This window comes from Maribacter polysaccharolyticus, assembly GCF_028882255.1.
GTDB lineage: Bacteria > Bacteroidota > Bacteroidia > Flavobacteriales > Flavobacteriaceae > Maribacter_A > Maribacter_A polysaccharolyticus.
The window spans coordinates 618,350-632,977 of record NZ_JARBUY010000004.1; the positions used below are offsets into that span (position 1 = coordinate 618,350).

At 43.4% G+C, this 14,628-nt stretch carries 18 protein-coding genes; 9 read left to right on the plus strand and 9 right to left on the minus strand.

Going from position 1 to position 14,628, the window contains the following annotated elements:
• Positions 1-17 precede the first annotated feature (17 nt).
• Positions 18-785: an enoyl-CoA hydratase/isomerase family protein gene (locus PHU20_RS15225; RefSeq protein WP_274826246.1), complete on the plus strand. Its 768-nt coding sequence runs from the start codon at positions 18-20 to the stop codon at positions 783-785.
• Positions 786-948: 163 nt separating this feature from the next.
• Here the strand turns inward: PHU20_RS15225 and PHU20_RS15230 are convergent, their stop codons facing one another.
• Positions 949-1,176: a hypothetical protein gene (locus PHU20_RS15230; RefSeq protein WP_274826247.1), complete on the minus strand. Its 228-nt coding sequence runs from the start codon at positions 1,174-1,176 to the stop codon at positions 949-951.
• Positions 1,177-1,189: 13 nt separating this feature from the next.
• Between PHU20_RS15230 and PHU20_RS15235 the strand changes: the two genes are divergently transcribed.
• The 5 genes from PHU20_RS15235 (at position 1,190) to PHU20_RS15255 (ending at position 5,780) form a co-directional block, all read left to right on the plus strand.
• The gene (locus PHU20_RS15235) at positions 1,190-2,350 is read left to right on the plus strand and encodes a Gfo/Idh/MocA family protein (protein ID WP_274826248.1); all 1,161 of its coding nucleotides are present in this window, start codon (positions 1,190-1,192) and stop codon (positions 2,348-2,350) included.
• 61 nt (positions 2,351-2,411) lie between these two features.
• Positions 2,412-3,266 carry a LytR/AlgR family response regulator transcription factor gene (locus PHU20_RS15240; RefSeq protein ID WP_274826249.1) on the plus strand — a complete coding sequence of 285 codons (855 nt, stop codon included), beginning with the start codon at positions 2,412-2,414 and terminating at the stop codon, positions 3,264-3,266.
• Between the two features lie 98 nt (positions 3,267-3,364).
• Positions 3,365-4,483 carry an acyltransferase family protein gene (locus PHU20_RS15245; protein WP_274826250.1) on the plus strand — a complete coding sequence of 373 codons (1,119 nt, stop codon included), beginning with the start codon at positions 3,365-3,367 and terminating at the stop codon, positions 4,481-4,483.
• A gap of 50 nt (positions 4,484-4,533) precedes the next feature.
• The gene (locus PHU20_RS15250) at positions 4,534-4,983 is read left to right on the plus strand and encodes a 6-pyruvoyl trahydropterin synthase family protein (RefSeq protein ID WP_274826251.1); all 450 of its coding nucleotides are present in this window, start codon (positions 4,534-4,536) and stop codon (positions 4,981-4,983) included.
• A 35-nt stretch (positions 4,984-5,018) separates the two neighbouring features.
• Positions 5,019-5,780, plus strand: a complete 762-nt coding sequence (locus PHU20_RS15255; RefSeq protein WP_274826252.1) for a UDP-2,3-diacylglucosamine diphosphatase — start codon at positions 5,019-5,021, stop codon at positions 5,778-5,780.
• Between the two features lies 1 nt (position 5,781).
• Here the strand turns inward: PHU20_RS15255 and PHU20_RS15260 are convergent, their stop codons facing one another.
• The 5 genes from PHU20_RS15260 to PHU20_RS15280 all read right to left on the minus strand — a co-directional run bounded on the left by PHU20_RS15260 (position 5,782) and on the right by PHU20_RS15280 (position 10,093).
• A complete protein-coding gene (locus tag PHU20_RS15260) occupies positions 5,782-7,041 on the minus strand; it encodes an MFS transporter (protein WP_274826253.1) in 1,260 nt (419 codons plus the stop codon).
• 19 nt (positions 7,042-7,060) lie between these two features.
• A complete protein-coding gene (locus tag PHU20_RS15265) occupies positions 7,061-7,447 on the minus strand; it encodes a VOC family protein (RefSeq protein WP_274826254.1) in 387 nt (128 codons plus the stop codon).
• Between the two features lie 7 nt (positions 7,448-7,454).
• Positions 7,455-9,143, minus strand: coding sequence for a single-stranded-DNA-specific exonuclease RecJ (gene recJ / locus PHU20_RS15270; protein WP_274826255.1), 1,689 nt, complete (start codon positions 9,141-9,143; stop codon positions 7,455-7,457).
• Positions 9,144-9,269: 126 nt separating this feature from the next.
• Positions 9,270-9,623 (minus strand): four helix bundle protein, encoded by a 354-nt coding sequence (locus PHU20_RS15275; RefSeq protein ID WP_274826256.1) that lies wholly within the window; start codon positions 9,621-9,623, stop codon positions 9,270-9,272.
• A 44-nt stretch (positions 9,624-9,667) separates the two neighbouring features.
• Complete coding sequence (locus PHU20_RS15280) at positions 9,668-10,093, minus strand: OsmC family protein (protein ID WP_274826257.1); 426 nt, start codon at positions 10,091-10,093, stop codon at positions 9,668-9,670.
• A 49-nt stretch (positions 10,094-10,142) separates the two neighbouring features.
• Here PHU20_RS15280 and PHU20_RS15285 point away from each other — a divergent pair, with 49 nt between their 5' ends.
• On the plus strand, positions 10,143-10,745 hold the full coding sequence (locus PHU20_RS15285) for a carboxymuconolactone decarboxylase family protein (RefSeq protein ID WP_274826258.1): 603 nt from the start codon (positions 10,143-10,145) through the stop codon (positions 10,743-10,745).
• A gap of 17 nt (positions 10,746-10,762) precedes the next feature.
• Here the strand turns inward: PHU20_RS15285 and PHU20_RS15290 are convergent, their stop codons facing one another.
• From PHU20_RS15290 to PHU20_RS15300, 3 genes are all read right to left on the minus strand, one after another.
• Positions 10,763-11,332, minus strand: a complete 570-nt coding sequence (locus PHU20_RS15290; protein WP_274826259.1) for a uracil-DNA glycosylase family protein — start codon at positions 11,330-11,332, stop codon at positions 10,763-10,765.
• Positions 11,332-12,006, minus strand: coding sequence for a 16S rRNA (cytidine(1402)-2'-O)-methyltransferase (gene rsmI / locus PHU20_RS15295; protein ID WP_274826260.1), 675 nt, complete (start codon positions 12,004-12,006; stop codon positions 11,332-11,334). Before rsmI ends, PHU20_RS15290 begins: the two co-directional genes overlap by 1 nt.
• A 77-nt stretch (positions 12,007-12,083) precedes the next feature.
• The gene (locus tag PHU20_RS15300; protein WP_274826261.1) at positions 12,084-12,773 is read right to left on the minus strand and encodes a hypothetical protein; all 690 of its coding nucleotides are present in this window, start codon (positions 12,771-12,773) and stop codon (positions 12,084-12,086) included.
• Positions 12,774-12,874: 101 nt separating this feature from the next.
• Between PHU20_RS15300 and PHU20_RS15305 the strand changes: the two genes are divergently transcribed.
• The gene (locus PHU20_RS15305; RefSeq protein ID WP_274826262.1) at positions 12,875-13,528 is read left to right on the plus strand and encodes a thymidine kinase; all 654 of its coding nucleotides are present in this window, start codon (positions 12,875-12,877) and stop codon (positions 13,526-13,528) included.
• Positions 13,512-14,618, plus strand: coding sequence for an alanine racemase (gene alr / locus PHU20_RS15310; RefSeq protein ID WP_274826263.1), 1,107 nt, complete (start codon positions 13,512-13,514; stop codon positions 14,616-14,618). The genes PHU20_RS15305 and alr overlap by 17 nt, the downstream gene beginning before the upstream one ends.
• Positions 14,619-14,628: the final 10 nt, after the last annotated feature.

A 14,628-nucleotide genomic window follows, 5' to 3' on the forward strand; every position in this document is an offset into this window, starting at 1 on the left:
GATTAAAATTAAATTTCATGGCCACTACCAGGGAAAACGGAAGCCTTTATACTTCCATCGACCATAAAGTTGCTACGGTTGAATTCGGTCATCCGGCCGGTAATTCATTCGTTGCCGAGCTTTTGGACCGCCTAACCAAAGAAATCGACAAACTGTCGAATAATAAAGACATTACCGTTATCATTTTGCGTTCGGAAGGCAAAAGGGCTTTCTGCGCCGGAGCCTCCTTTGATGAATTAACGGCTTTGGAAAATCTGGAAGAAGGGAAAGTTTTCTTTAGCGGTTTTGCCCATGTCATCAATGCCATGCGTAAATGTAAAAAAGTCATTGTAGGGCGTGTTCAAGGGAAGACCGTTGGGGGTGGGGTCGGACTTGCGGCAGCATGTGACTATGTTTTTGCCACAGTGGATGCCTCGATCCGGCTATCCGAATTAACCATTGGTATTGCCCCCTTGGTGATTGCACCCGCAGTAAAACGAAAAATAGGAACGGCCGCCCTATCCGAACTCTCCTTGGCCCCTACCGAATGGCAAAATGCCTATTGGGCCAAAGAAAAAGGGTTGTTCGCTAAGGTCTTCGACTCTATCAAGGAAATGGACAAGGAGTTGGATTTTTTCACCCAACAATTATCGACGTACAATCCGGAAGCACTTTCTGAATGGAAGCAGGTACTTTGGGAAGGTACCGATCATTGGGATCGACTACTGACAGAACGGGCTTCAATTTCTGGGACATTGGCCCTATCCGATTTCACGAAAAATGCCTTATCCAAATACAAGAAATAATAAACTTAAAACAAGACCGTTTTAATTAGCATAAATACAGATATGGAACTATTGAACTTCTTAAATGGAAACTTTATTTTCCCCTTATTGGTATTATTCATTGTAATTGCCTATTTCGTCAACCGCGTTCGATCTCGAAGAAAATATAAAAGGTAAACCCGCTTTAACCAACTTCAGTACAGGACCACTTCCTCCAATGCCATGTGGTTCTTTTTCTATACATTCCATTTTTCAATCGTCCTACTCCCAATGGCTGCATACCCAACAATTTTTGGCTAAAGGCACAAAACCGATAGCTACCTTGGTCCTGTCCCTGCTCTTTATAAAGTCGTGGATATTGCATCAATTGGTTTAGATTGCTGTAATACTTCAGTATATTTGGTTTTTCCAATAAACCAACGATTATGCTTTCTCCAAGCTTACTGCTAAAGACAATTCCCTATTTTATCCTTATGATCATGACCAGTTTTGGTCAACCCCATAAGAGTGCTGAACACCCTCTAAACAATGATGAAACCAAACCACTGAAGGTGGGGATAATAGGGTTGGTCCATGATCATGTACACTGGGTATTAGGAAGGGAAAAGATCGGGGACATAGAGATTGTCGGTATTGTGGAGCCCAACACGGCATTGGCCAAAAAGTACAGCAAGCAATACGGATTTTCGATGGATTTGGTTTTTAGTTCGATGCAAGAAATGGCCAAAACCACAAAACCGGAGGCGGTGATGGCCTTCAACACGGTTTACGGACATTTGGAAGTGGTGGAGTTCTTTGCCCCTAAAGGAATCCATATTATGGTTGAAAAACCCATGGCCGTCAATGTGGACCACGCCAAAAAAATGATCGACCTGGCAAAAAAGCACCAAATCCATTTAATGACCAATTATGAAACCACATGGTATGGTAGTCATGCCAAGGCTTTCGATATTATTGAAGAAGGCAATACCATAGGGGACATCGGAAAAATAGTCTTTAATACCGGTCACCCGGGACCCAAAGAAATCGGCTGTAGTAAGGAATTTCTAGCGTGGCTGACCGACCCCGTATTGAACGGTGGAGGTGCCTTGCCCGATTTTGGTTGCTATGGAGCCAACCTATCCACATACCTTATGAAGGGGGAAACGCCGGAAACGGTCACCTGCGTAACCCAACAAACAAAACCTGATATATACCCTAAGGTCGAGGATGATGCGATCATTGTTTTGACCTATCCCAAAACCCAAGTCGTTATCCAAGCCTCGTGGAACTGGACGTATGGCAGAAAGGATATGTCCGTTTACGGAAAAAATGGCTATGTGATTTGTACGAATAATGAGGATATGAAAATCATGGCAAATGGGAAAGATGAACCAATATCGATTAAAGCAGATCCCTTACCCAAAGGAATACATGATCCTTTTGCCTATTTTTCGAAACTGGTAAGGGAAGACGTTCCTGTTAAAAGATTTGATCTGGGGTCCATGGAGAACAATATGATCGTGGTTCAAATTTTGGAAGCTGCCAAACATGCTTCCGAAACGGGGAAAACCGTGGTTTGGGATGATTTCTTTGTTGAGGAATGAATTTGAATTGGTTACATGACTGCCCTAAGAGCAAAGAGTGTCGCAATAAAATTATGTGAATTTGAATAAATTATTTCGATTTCTGAACCAACCCTATCCCTTTTACTTTGAGGGAAAGACCTTTTATACCCTTTTGGTCCTGGTATTCCTGATGTCCTTTGGTTTCAACTATTTCTTTGAGCCCTTTAATGTATATGTGCCAGAGCACAAAATGGATTATTTTTTTATCTCTTTGGTCCATGCCCTGGTCACCATCGTCGTGTTTTTCATCCTATTCTTGGGCCTTAAACTTTTGCCCGAACTGGTTGAAAAGTGGAATGTTTGCAAAGAAATCCTGTTTTTAAGCTCCTTTTTGTTCTTGGTGGGCATAGGACAATTTTTGATCCGTGATCTTATTTACGACAACCCCAATAATTGGTCCTGGTCGTATTTGTTGGAGGAACTACGGAATACCTTTTTGGTCGGTATCCTCTTTGTGGCCATTTTGGTTCCATCGAATTTCAACCACCTGTACCGTAAAAACCAAAATAGGGCCAAGAAATTATCCCCGATAACCAAAAAACCGGAAAACGCCAACATCCATATCGTAACCGATGTAAAAGGCGATGATTTCAATTTGGATTTGACCCATTTCCTGTATGCCAAGGCCGATAGGAATTATGCGGAAATATTTTTGCGGACGAAAGACGGCATTGACAAAAAACTGAAGAGGATCTCCATTAAAAATTTGGAGTCCCAATTGCAACCCTATGGGAATATCTCAAGAACACATCGTTCCTATATCGTCAACCTCAACCACATTGTCAAGATAGCCGGCAATGCACAAGGGTATAAATTGTCGCTAAAAACTTCCGGAAGTACCGTTCCGGTTTCCCGATCTTACATCCCAAGACTTGAAGAAAGCCTAAAGTCCTAGGTATATACCTTGTTCTTTATACCAAAAGTTTGTCACCCGTCCCAAGTTTATGGGCTGCACATGTTTTGCCCTTACCTTTGAGGTCAAATATTTTGATCATGCGCAGACACGATTTGGATTGGCTAAGGGTTTTCGTTTTCGGACTACTTATTTTATATCATGTAGGCATGTTCTTTGTTCCGTGGGGGTTTCATATTAAAAACAATTCCATCCATAGGGGATTGATCTATCCCATGTTGTTTGTAAACCAATGGCGCTTGCCCATCCTATTTGTGATTTCGGGTATGGGGACGTACTTTGCCCTCAATAAAAGAAGCGGGAAACAATTTGCCGTGGAACGTATTGTCAGGTTGTTCATACCCTTGGTGGTCGGGATGCTTTTGATCGTGCCGCCCCAGGTGTATATTGAACGATTGGCCAACGGTGAATTTCTTGGGGGCTATTTTGACTTTTGGCCGTCAGAAGCGTTCCTTGGTGTTTATCCGGAAGGTAATCTGAGCTGGCACCACCTTTGGTTCTTGCCGTATTTGCTGAGTTATTCCTTGCTCTTGGTTCCCTTGTTCCTATACCTTAAAAAACATCCCGGACTAAAGTTCATCCAATGGGTCAAAAGAGTGGTATCCTCTCGATTTGGACTCTTTTGGTGCATTGTTCCCCTCTATTTGTGCGAGGCCTTTTTAGAGCCCTTTTTCAATGTTACCCATGCCCTGATTGATGACTGGTTCAATTTTATCAGTTCAATGTTCCTTTTCTTCTTTGGCTTTTTATTGATTATGGTCAAGGAGGAATTTTGGAATACGGTACAAACCCATCGCCATACCTATTTGATGTGCGGTGTTTTGGGTTTTGCGATTTTATTGACCCTGATCTTCGGTTTTGAGGATTCCATCCTACGGCATTTTACGGAGGCATTTGTAAAGGTTTTCAATATCTGGGCTTGGATCTTGGCCCTTTTCGGCTATGCCGCCAAACACCTCAATAAACCGAGCTCCCTACTTTCTTATGCCAATGAGGCGGTTTACCCCTTCTATATACTCCATCAGACCATTACGATCCTTATCGGATATTATCTGATGGATCTTTCTTGGGGCTTACTACCTAAGTTCACCTTACTGACCGTGGGTACCTTCCTCGGTTCATGGATTATTTATGAATTTGGCATAAGGAGGTGGAAATTGATCCGTCCATGCTTCGGATTGAAGTTAAAGAGGCAATAGTTTGGCGTGCAGTTTAAAGAAAAACTACCTTTGCACTTTAATTTAATGGAATGAGTACTATTAGGATCACCAAGCAATTTACCTTTGAAACGGGCCACGCACTCTATGGGTATGATGGTAAATGCAGAAATGTACACGGACACAGTTATAAACTTTCGGTCACGGTCATCGGAACCCCGATAACGGATACTTCCCATGTGAAATTGGGTATGGTCATCGATTTTGGGGATCTTAAGAAAATCGTTAAGGAAGAAATCGTAAATCCATTTGACCATGCGACCGTTTTCAATAAGAACACACCCCATCTTGAATTGGCCGAGGAATTGATGCGTCGTGACCACAATGTTATCTTGGCCGATTACCAACCGACCAGTGAGAATATGGTCATCGATTTTGCTGAAAAAATCAAAGCCAGACTGCCTAAAACCATTCAACTACACTCTTTAAGGCTCCAGGAAACCGAAACTTCCTTCGCGGAGTGGTTTGCTTCCGACAATTAAAGGGCCGAAGGGATTTTCCTATATTTACGACACCAATGAAACCAATCAACATCCCCAAAGGCAAAAAAGTCTACTTCGCCAGTGATAACCATCTGGGAGCACCTACCATGGAGAAGAGTTTGGTCCGTGAAAAGAAATTCGTGGCTTGGTTGGATGAGGTCAAGAAAGATGCCGCAGCGATATTTTTACTCGGTGATCTTTTTGATTTTTGGTTTGAATACAAAACGGTCGTCCCCAAAGGGTTTACCCGTACCTTGGGTAAACTTGCCGAAATTACGGATTCCGGCATCCCTGTATTTTATTTTGTGGGCAACCATGACCTATGGATGAACGGGTATTTTGAAGAGGAATTGAATATTCCCGTTTATCACAAACCCCAGCAATTCATCATTAATGACACTAAGGTCTTTATTGGTCATGGTGATGGTCTCGGTCCGGATGACCTCGGGTTTAAACGCATGAAAAAGGTCTTCACCAATCCGGTGGCCAAATGGTTTTTTAAATGGTTGCATCCCGATTTGGGCGTACGCTTGGGAAAATACCTTTCCGTAAGGAACAAATTGATTTCCGGTGATGACGATGTCAAATTTCTCGGGGAAGACAAAGAATGGTTGGTTCAATATTGTCACCGAAAACTGGAAGGGGATCATTATGATTATTTTGTATTCGGGCATCGCCATCTACCCTTGGAAATCGATCTGAACGAAAAATCGAAATATATAAACCTTGGGGATTGGCTTTCTTATTTCACGTATGGTGTTTTTGATGGGGAAAGTTTTTCCCTGCAAAAGTTCTAGCTCATTCGGTCACTGCATGTGCTTCAACATCCTTTCGCAGATCCAATCTCCTGAATGAAGGTAAGGCAAAGGTGGTGATCCCTACCGTCAACAGGGTCATACAACCGCCAAATACCACGGCAGTCACCGTGCCCATCAACTTGGCCGTAGCCCCGCTTTCAAAGGCACCAAGTTCATTGGAAGATCCCACGAACATGGAATTCACCGAAGCTACCCGTCCCCGCATATGATCAGGGGTCTTTAATTGCAGTATCGTCTGTCGTATGATCATCGAAACACCGTCAACCGCCCCACTTACGAATAAAGCCCCTACCGACAACCAAAAAGAAGTGGATATCCCAAAAACAATGATACAGACCCCGAAAAAGAAAATGGCCAACAGCAATTTCTTACCTGCATTCCTATACAGTGGAAACCGTGTTGAACCCACCATGGTCAATGCCGCCCCTACCGCCGGTGCCGCCCTTAGAATACCGAACCCCTCAGCACCTACATGCAGGATATCCTGGGCATAAACGGGAAGCAGTGCTATAGCCCCACCAAAAAGTACGGCAATCATATCAAGGGTAAGTGCGCCCAAAATGGCCTTGGTTTTAAAAACGAATTGAATACCTTCCTTTAAACTTTGAAAAACCGGTTCCCCGATTTTCGGATTCAAGATCGGTTTTCGCGATATACGGGAAATGGCCGTTAGGGCTATCAACGTACAAAAGAAAATCAAGCACATCGACCAATGAACCCCGATAAGACCAATTGAAAATCCAGCGGTGGCCGGTCCCAATACCGAAGCCAGTTGCCAGGTCGTACTGCTCCAAGTAGCCGCATTCGGATATAACTTCTTGGGAACGAGCAAAGCCATTAACGAGAAAATCGTCGGACCTAAAAATGCCCTGACTATTCCGCCGAAAAAGACCAAAACATAAATAGACCAGAGAATGGTTTTTTGGGAAACCTTCGTAGAAAGATCGGGCCAACTTAAAACAAAAAGCCCTAGACTGATCATCGAAAAACCAAATAGACACTTGATCAATAAATTCCGCTTTTCTTTTTGATCGACGATATGGCCGGCAAACAAGGCCATGGAAACTGCGGGGATTACCTCCATAAGTCCGATGATCCCAAGGGATAGCGGGTCTTTGGTCAGTGAATACACTTGCCACTCTATTACGATAAATTGCATGGCCCAGGCGAAAACCATGGCAAAACGGGCTCCAAGAAATATATTGAACTCCTTAATTTTCAATGCGGCATACGGATCCATTCACAAAACCTATTGGGGATTATATAGTGATTTCAATTCTATTGTTTTCGGGATCCAGGACCACACTTTCATAATAACCATCACCTGTGGTCCTGGGTTCCCCTACGATTTCAAAATCGGCCTTTCTCAGCCTTTCAGTAAGCATATTTACATTTTCTTTTGACCCCACCGAGACGGCAAAATGGGCCATCCCGATCATTTCCTCCATATCATTGGATCTATGGGGGATTATAGGTCGATACATCAATTCCAATCGGGGTCCTTCTTCAAAGCTCAAAAAATAAGACGTGAAATTTTTATGGGCATTGTGGTATTTTTCACCGGGAATGGCATTAAAATAAGTGATATAGAACTCCTTCATGGTTTCCAACCCCTTGACCCAAATGGCAAGATGTTCAATTTTCATTAGCGTCCTATTTTATGTCTTTCAGCTTTAATTGGATACTCACATTGCCGTTCCATTCATTTTCCTCGATGGTAAACACGGCACTGAAGGTCTTGCCGTTTTGAACATGGGGCAATTTATCCCCCAAATTAAAACCAATGGCCCCAAAAGGAAGGGATCCATTTTGGGTAATCGTCAACTTCAGGTGCTTGCCATCTTCCCCAACCCCTTTGGCATAACCCGTATCGCACAGGCCTTCGGCCATAAAAACGGGAGTCATATTCCCTGGACCGAATGGTGCGAACTGCTTAATGATGCGAAGTAGTTTGGGGGTGATGTCATTCAATGTAATCGAAGCATCTACCTTGATCTCAGGAGTCAATAAATGGGGTGCTATGGTTTTATTGACCACTTTTTCAAACTTTTCCTTGAAAGGGATATATTGGTCCGGTAATAAAGTCAATCCCGCTGCATATTTATGTCCACCGAACTGTTCTATACAATCCGCACATTCCTGTAACGCATTATAAACATCAAAACCTTTCACCGAACGGGCCGATGCCGCCAATTTATCCCCGCTTTTTGTGAAAACAAGGGTAGGCCTATAATAGGTCTCCGTCAATCGGGAGGCTACGATTCCGATGACCCCTTTGTGCCAAGACTCTTTATAGACCACCGAAGTAAATCTATTTTCTTCATTGTTTTCCGTAATCTGCGCCAAAGCCTCAACCGTTATTTCCTTATCCAGGTTTTTTCTTTCGAAATTGAACAATTCGATTTCCCTGGCAAATTGTTCGGCCTCTTCCAAATGATCGGCCACAAGTAAATTGACCGCATATTGCCCATGCTTCATACGCCCTGCGGCATTTATTCTCGGAGCCAATATGAATACCACATCGGTTATGGTGAAGGTCTCCTTCTTAACCTGATCGATTATGGCCTTAAAACCGATCCGAGGTTGTTGGTTGATAACTTTGAGGCCATAAAAAGCCAATATTCGATTCTCCCCAGTTATCGGTACAATATCCGCACCTATCGCAGTCGCCACTAAATCAAGGTAATAGACCAAATCCTCAATTGTTTCCCCACGATGCGACCCTAAGGCCTGAATCAATTTAAAACCGACCCCGCAACCACATAATTCATCATACGGATAAGGGCAATCCTGTCTTTTTGGGTCCAAAACCGCAACCGCTTTTGGTAATTGGTCACCAGGGCGGTGATGATCGCAAATAATAAAATCGATTCCTTTCCCACGGGCATAATCGACCTTTTCAATGGCTTTAATCCCACAATCCAAAGCTATGATCAACGAGAACCCATTGTCCTCGGCAAAATCTATCCCTTGATAAGAGATTCCATAGCCTTCATCATACCTGTCGGGAATATAGGTTGCTACATTGGGATAATACGTCAACAAATAAGAAGAAACCAAAGCTACTGAAGTGGTACCGTCCACATCATAATCCCCGTAAACCAATATATTCTCCCTATCGGCAATGGCCTTTTCGATCCGGGCTATGGCCACATCCATGTCTTTCATCAAAAAAGGGTCATGAAGATCGTTCAATTCCGGACGGAAGAATTTTTTGGCCTCCCCGTAGCTGTTGATTCCACGCTGTAACAAAAGTTCCGCCACCAACCCATCAACCTTCAATGCTTTTGAAAGCTGGGTAATCCGTTGTGGTTCAAGTTTTGGTTTTAGCGTCCAACGCATAGTGTTGATTGGATTCAAATACGAAAATTAAGTTCAAGTGTCAAGTGTCAAGTGTCAAGTGTCAAGTGTCAAGTGTCAAGTGTCAAGTGTCAAGTTCAGTAGTAATAAAAAACCCTTTTGCAATACTTACTTTTTGTTTTTAATTATTGTTGCAACAATTCTAATCAATTGCTCTATTTCATCCAATATATCCGTTCGTTTTGATTCTTTGCCATAATCAACTTCATGCAAAATCTTTAAATTAACACGGGACTCCTTTAGTTCCTTCAAGCAAATACTAGCTTTATTGATATAATCCCTACTCGTATTTGTCCCCTGGGCTTCGCCAAAATTCAAAGCTGCGCTTCCACAAGAACGGAGCAATTGGTTACCATAATATTGTCCCGTTAAATCTTGAGGTAAATCTTTACAAAAGAGTATAGCATTTGCGGCTAATTTAACCAACCTATCTTCTATGTCATACTTCTTGTTTGAAATCACTCCAAATTTAAATTGAACTTGACACTTGCTCTTGGACTTTTTACTTATTGATGAAAAATGGTTTTGATCTCCAATTTTGCAAACTTCCTAAACATCTCCATAACACCACAGTATTTCTCAACGGATAGGTCAACGGCCCTTTGTAATTTCTTTTCATCCAATTCCTTGCCGTGAAAGTGATATTCTATCGTCACCGCATCATAATACTTAGGATGCTCGTCGGTTAAATTGGCAATGGTCTCGATGTGAAAATCATCGACTTTCAATTTCATCTTTTTTATAAGCGAAGCGACATCCAGTCCCGAACAACCGGCCAAAGCCGAAAGCATGAGGGCTTTGGGCCTGAACCCGCTACCTTCACCCCCATCATCGGGACCTGCATCGATCCGAAGATCATGCCCTGAGGGATTATTACTTTCAAAAGCCATTCCGCCCACCCATTTAGTGGTTATATGATTTGTGGTACCCATAATTTTTTGTTACTTGTGAGGTGTAAAAATACGATATTAATATAAAAATATGGCCCTTGTACCCCCTCTTGACCCGCAACATGACCCCGAAACCAAAGAACTGGCGGCATTCTTCAACGAGACCCTGGGATTTTGCCCCAACTCGGTCTTGACCATGCAGCATAGACCGGCCATTTCAAAGGCCTTTATCAATCTCAATAAAGCCGTCATGGCCAATGAAGGTCGGGTTACCTCAGCTTTAAAACGGATGATCGCATGGGTCAGTAGCAATGCCACGGGCTGTCGTTATTGCCAAGCCCATGCCATACGGGCCGCAGAACGCTATGGGGCAGCGCAAGAACAACTGGACCATATTTGGGACTACCGCACCCATCCTGCTTTTTCCGAGGCCGAAAGGGCCGCGTTGGACTTTTCAATCGCTGCCTCCCAAGTACCCAATGCCGTGGATGCGGTCATTAAAAAGCGATTGTACGAACATTGGAATGAAGGGGAGATCGTGGAAATGTTGGGTGTTATTTCCCTCTTTGGATATCTAAACCGTTGGAACGATTCCATGGGTACCACTATTGAGGATGGTGCCGTGGAAAGTGGGGAACGGTATTTAGGTAAATACGGCTGGGAAAAAGGAAAACACGATGGATCTCAATATTGATGCCTATCCCATCGGCTTTACACTAATTTTGAAATTCGCGCCTGTAACTCCGGGACAACCTTTTCCAAAAACCAAGGGTTCTTTGCCAACCAAAAGCGATTTCTTGGTGAAGGGTGGGGTAAAGGAAAGTATTGGGGAAGATAGGATTCAAAGGCAGAGACAGTCTCGGTAAGTGTTTTTTTGGCGGCGGTACCCAAATAATGATTTTGTGCATACCGCCCTATTAAAAGCACTAATTCAACATGCTGCATTTTGGCAAGAAGCGAACCATGCCAAAGCGGTGCACATTCGGGTCGCGGTGGCAAATCGCCCGAGGTTCCTTTTCCAGGATAACAAAACCCCATGGGAACCAACGCTATTTTAGAGGAATCATAAAAGACTTCATCCGATACCCCCATCCAATTACGCAATTGTTTTCCGCTTGGATCGTCCCAAGGTATTCCCGTTTCATGGACTTTAACCCCGGGTGCCTGGCCTATGACCACTATGCTTGAATTCCCATGGGCGGCCACGATTGGTCTGGGGCCCAAGGGCAAATAGGCCTTACAAATTTCACAAGCCCGTATTTCCGAAAGTAGTTTTTGCATTATTTCTTGCCTGCAACCACGATTACAATCTCCCCTTTGGGAGGCTTTTCCGTGTAATGGTCAAGTACTTCCCTAACCGTACCCCTACAGGTTTCCTCGTAGAGTTTTGTCAATTCGCGCGAAACGGAAATCAATCGATCTTCCCCAAAATACTCCGCAAAATGAACTAGGGTCTTTAACAACTTATGGGGCGATTCGTAAAAGATCATGGTCCGCGATTCTTCGGCCAAAAGTTTCAATCGGGTCTGTCTTCCTTTTTTAACCGGTAGGAAACCTTCAAAAACAAATCGATCATTGGGCAAACCACTGTTCACCAAAGCCGGAACGAAGGCCGTTGCCCCGGGAAGACATTCGACTTCGATCCCGTTTTCCAAACAAGCCCTTGTCAATAAAAAACCGGGATCTGAAATCGCCGGGGTTCCCGCATCCGAAATCAAGGCGATATCTTCCATACCGTTTTTTAAACGACTTACGATATGGGCCACCGTTTTATGCTCATTATGCATATGGTGGCTTTGCATGGGGGTATGTATTTCGAAATGATGCAGCAGTTTACCACTGGTACGGGTATCCTCGGCCAAGATCAATGCCACTTCCTTTAAGACACGGATAGCCCGCAGGGTGATATCCTCTAAATTCCCGATCGGGGTTGGTACAATATATAATTTACCCATGTACTGTATGTGAGTATAGGAAGCCGGAAGTCGGCAAACCGACTTCCGGTTGAAATATTATGCTTTTATTGAACGATTTAAGAAAACTTACGGGAGATAAGGGCCAAAAAACGCTCCTCGTATTCTTCCTTACCTTCCCAATTACCGTAATCGGGTTTCACCATATTCTTGATGAATGCAATGCTACGTTCTTCGGTATCGATCGTATTCAGTTGGGAAAGGACCCGGTTATAATCTTCGGTACTATCATTGAAAAGATGTTTCACAAAGGCCAACCGGTTATTCAGATCGATCTTTAATTCCTTTTCTGCCAACTTATCGTTCAAGGATTTTCCCTGTACTTCTTTTTTGGCAATGGTTTCCGAAACGGGTGAAAACAATTCCTTGTCATTTTTAATGAGATTGGGTTTCGCCATGAATTCCTGTAACACCTCATCCACCATCCCTGAATTCGGCATTTCGGAGACAATGTCCTTTATGGTCTGCATTCCGGGGATAATGATATCCTCTTCATGAGGGTTACTTTCCGGAACCGAAGAATTGGCATTCAGAATGGCATTTGCCATGGATTCGAACTTAGCGGCGATCACGCTTTTGGTAACGTCTATTTCAATATCATGCAATTCTTCTTCAATGAATCTCAATACCGCAAGTTTTTCATAGAGGTTCTTTGCGGTCTCATACATTTGGCCTATTTCATTTAAATCGTTGGAATTGATAATGTCCTTCGACATGGCGATCAATTCCGCTTTCAATTTTCTTTTCATCTTATATTTTCTTTTGGAAAAAGTGGGTATTTTTTAAATAACTTTATCGTTCTGTTTATGTACAACGAAAAAACACCTTATTTTCGTCTTAAAATTACAAAATGTTTCTCGAAAATACCGTTAATCATAAAGAACAATTCGGCTGGATAGAGGTTATCTGCGGCTCTATGTTCTCCGGTAAAACCGAGGAATTGATCCGTAGATTGAAACGCGCCCAATTTGCCAGACAGAAGGTTGAGATCTTTAAACCCATGGTAGATACGAGGTACCATGAAGAGATGGTGGTATCCCACGATGCGAATGAAATACGTTCCACCCCGGTACCCGCTGCGGCGAATATCCGTATTTTGGCAGATACCTGTGATGTCATCGGTATCGATGAAGCCCAGTTTTTCGATGATGAAATCGTTTCGGTATGTAATGACCTTGCCAACAAGGGGATCCGCGTGATCGTTGCTGGTTTGGACATGGATTTCAAGGGTAACCCCTTTGGACCCATGCCCGCTTTAATGGCCACCGCCGAGTATGTGACAAAAGTACATGCCATCTGTACCAGAACCGGTAATTTGGCCAATTACAGCTATAGAAAAGCCAAAAACGAAGATCTTGTCTTATTGGGGGAAAACGATGAATACGAACCTTTGAGCAGGGCCGCCTACTACAAGGCCATGTTAAAAGAAAGGGTAAAGGATATTGATGTGGATGCGGAGGAAATTCCGGAAATTAAAAGAAATACGAATGCCGAAGACCTCTGAAACCCAGCTAGAGATAGATTTAAGTGCCCTTGAACATAATTACCGCTATCTACGCTCCCTAATACCATCGAATACGAAATTTTTGGCCGTAGTCAAGGCCTTTGCCTATGGCTCGGAAGCAGTGGCCATCGCCAAAAAGTTGGAAACCTTGGGGGCCGATTATTTTGCCGTGGCCTATGTCAAAGAAGGGGTCGCCTTACGCCAAGCGGGTATCACAACGCCCATACTGGTTTTACACCCACAAACCGTCCATTTCAATGAACTCATGGAAAATTGTTTGGAGCCTAGCCTTTATTCGGTTAAGGTGCTAAAGGAGTTTCTGGAAGCCGCACAGAATAACGGACAATCGAATTATCCCGTTCATATTAAATTCAATACCGGTTTGAATCGATTGGGCTTTTCCGGGGAGCATATCGATGAGATCATGGATCTGATAAGGAATAGGGGTGAAATCAAAATAACATCGTTCTTTTCCCATTTAGCCGCTACCGAAGATCCAAATGAAAAAGCGTTCACCCTAAAACAAATCGGGACTTTCAATAAAATAGTTCCGGAATTTGAGGAAAAATTAGGGTATAGCCCCTTGAAACATATCCTTAACACCTCCGGGATCCTTAATTATAAAGCGGCACAGTTTGATATGGTACGTAGCGGAATCGGACTTTACGGATATGGCAATGATCCCAAATTCGACCCCTATCTGAAGCCCGTAGCTACCTTGAAAACGGTAATATCCCAAATACATCGCATCGCCCCCCATGAAAGTGTAGGGTATAACAGGGCCTTCACTTCCAAGGACTACCGGGTAACGGCAACACTACCTTTGGGCCATGCAGACGGTATCGGCCGACAATATGGACAAGGCAAGGCCATGGTCAACGTTAAGGGTAAAATGGCACCGCTAATCGGCAATGTATGTATGGATATGATCATGATCGATGTAACCGATATTGAATGTCAAGAAGGGGATGAAGTCATCATTTTCGGTGAAAAACCGAATGCGGACGAGTTTGCTGCCTTTGCCGATACCATTTCGTATGAACTCCTTACCGGTATTTCACAACGGGTAACAAGGATTATCAAGGGATAAAAATTCCATT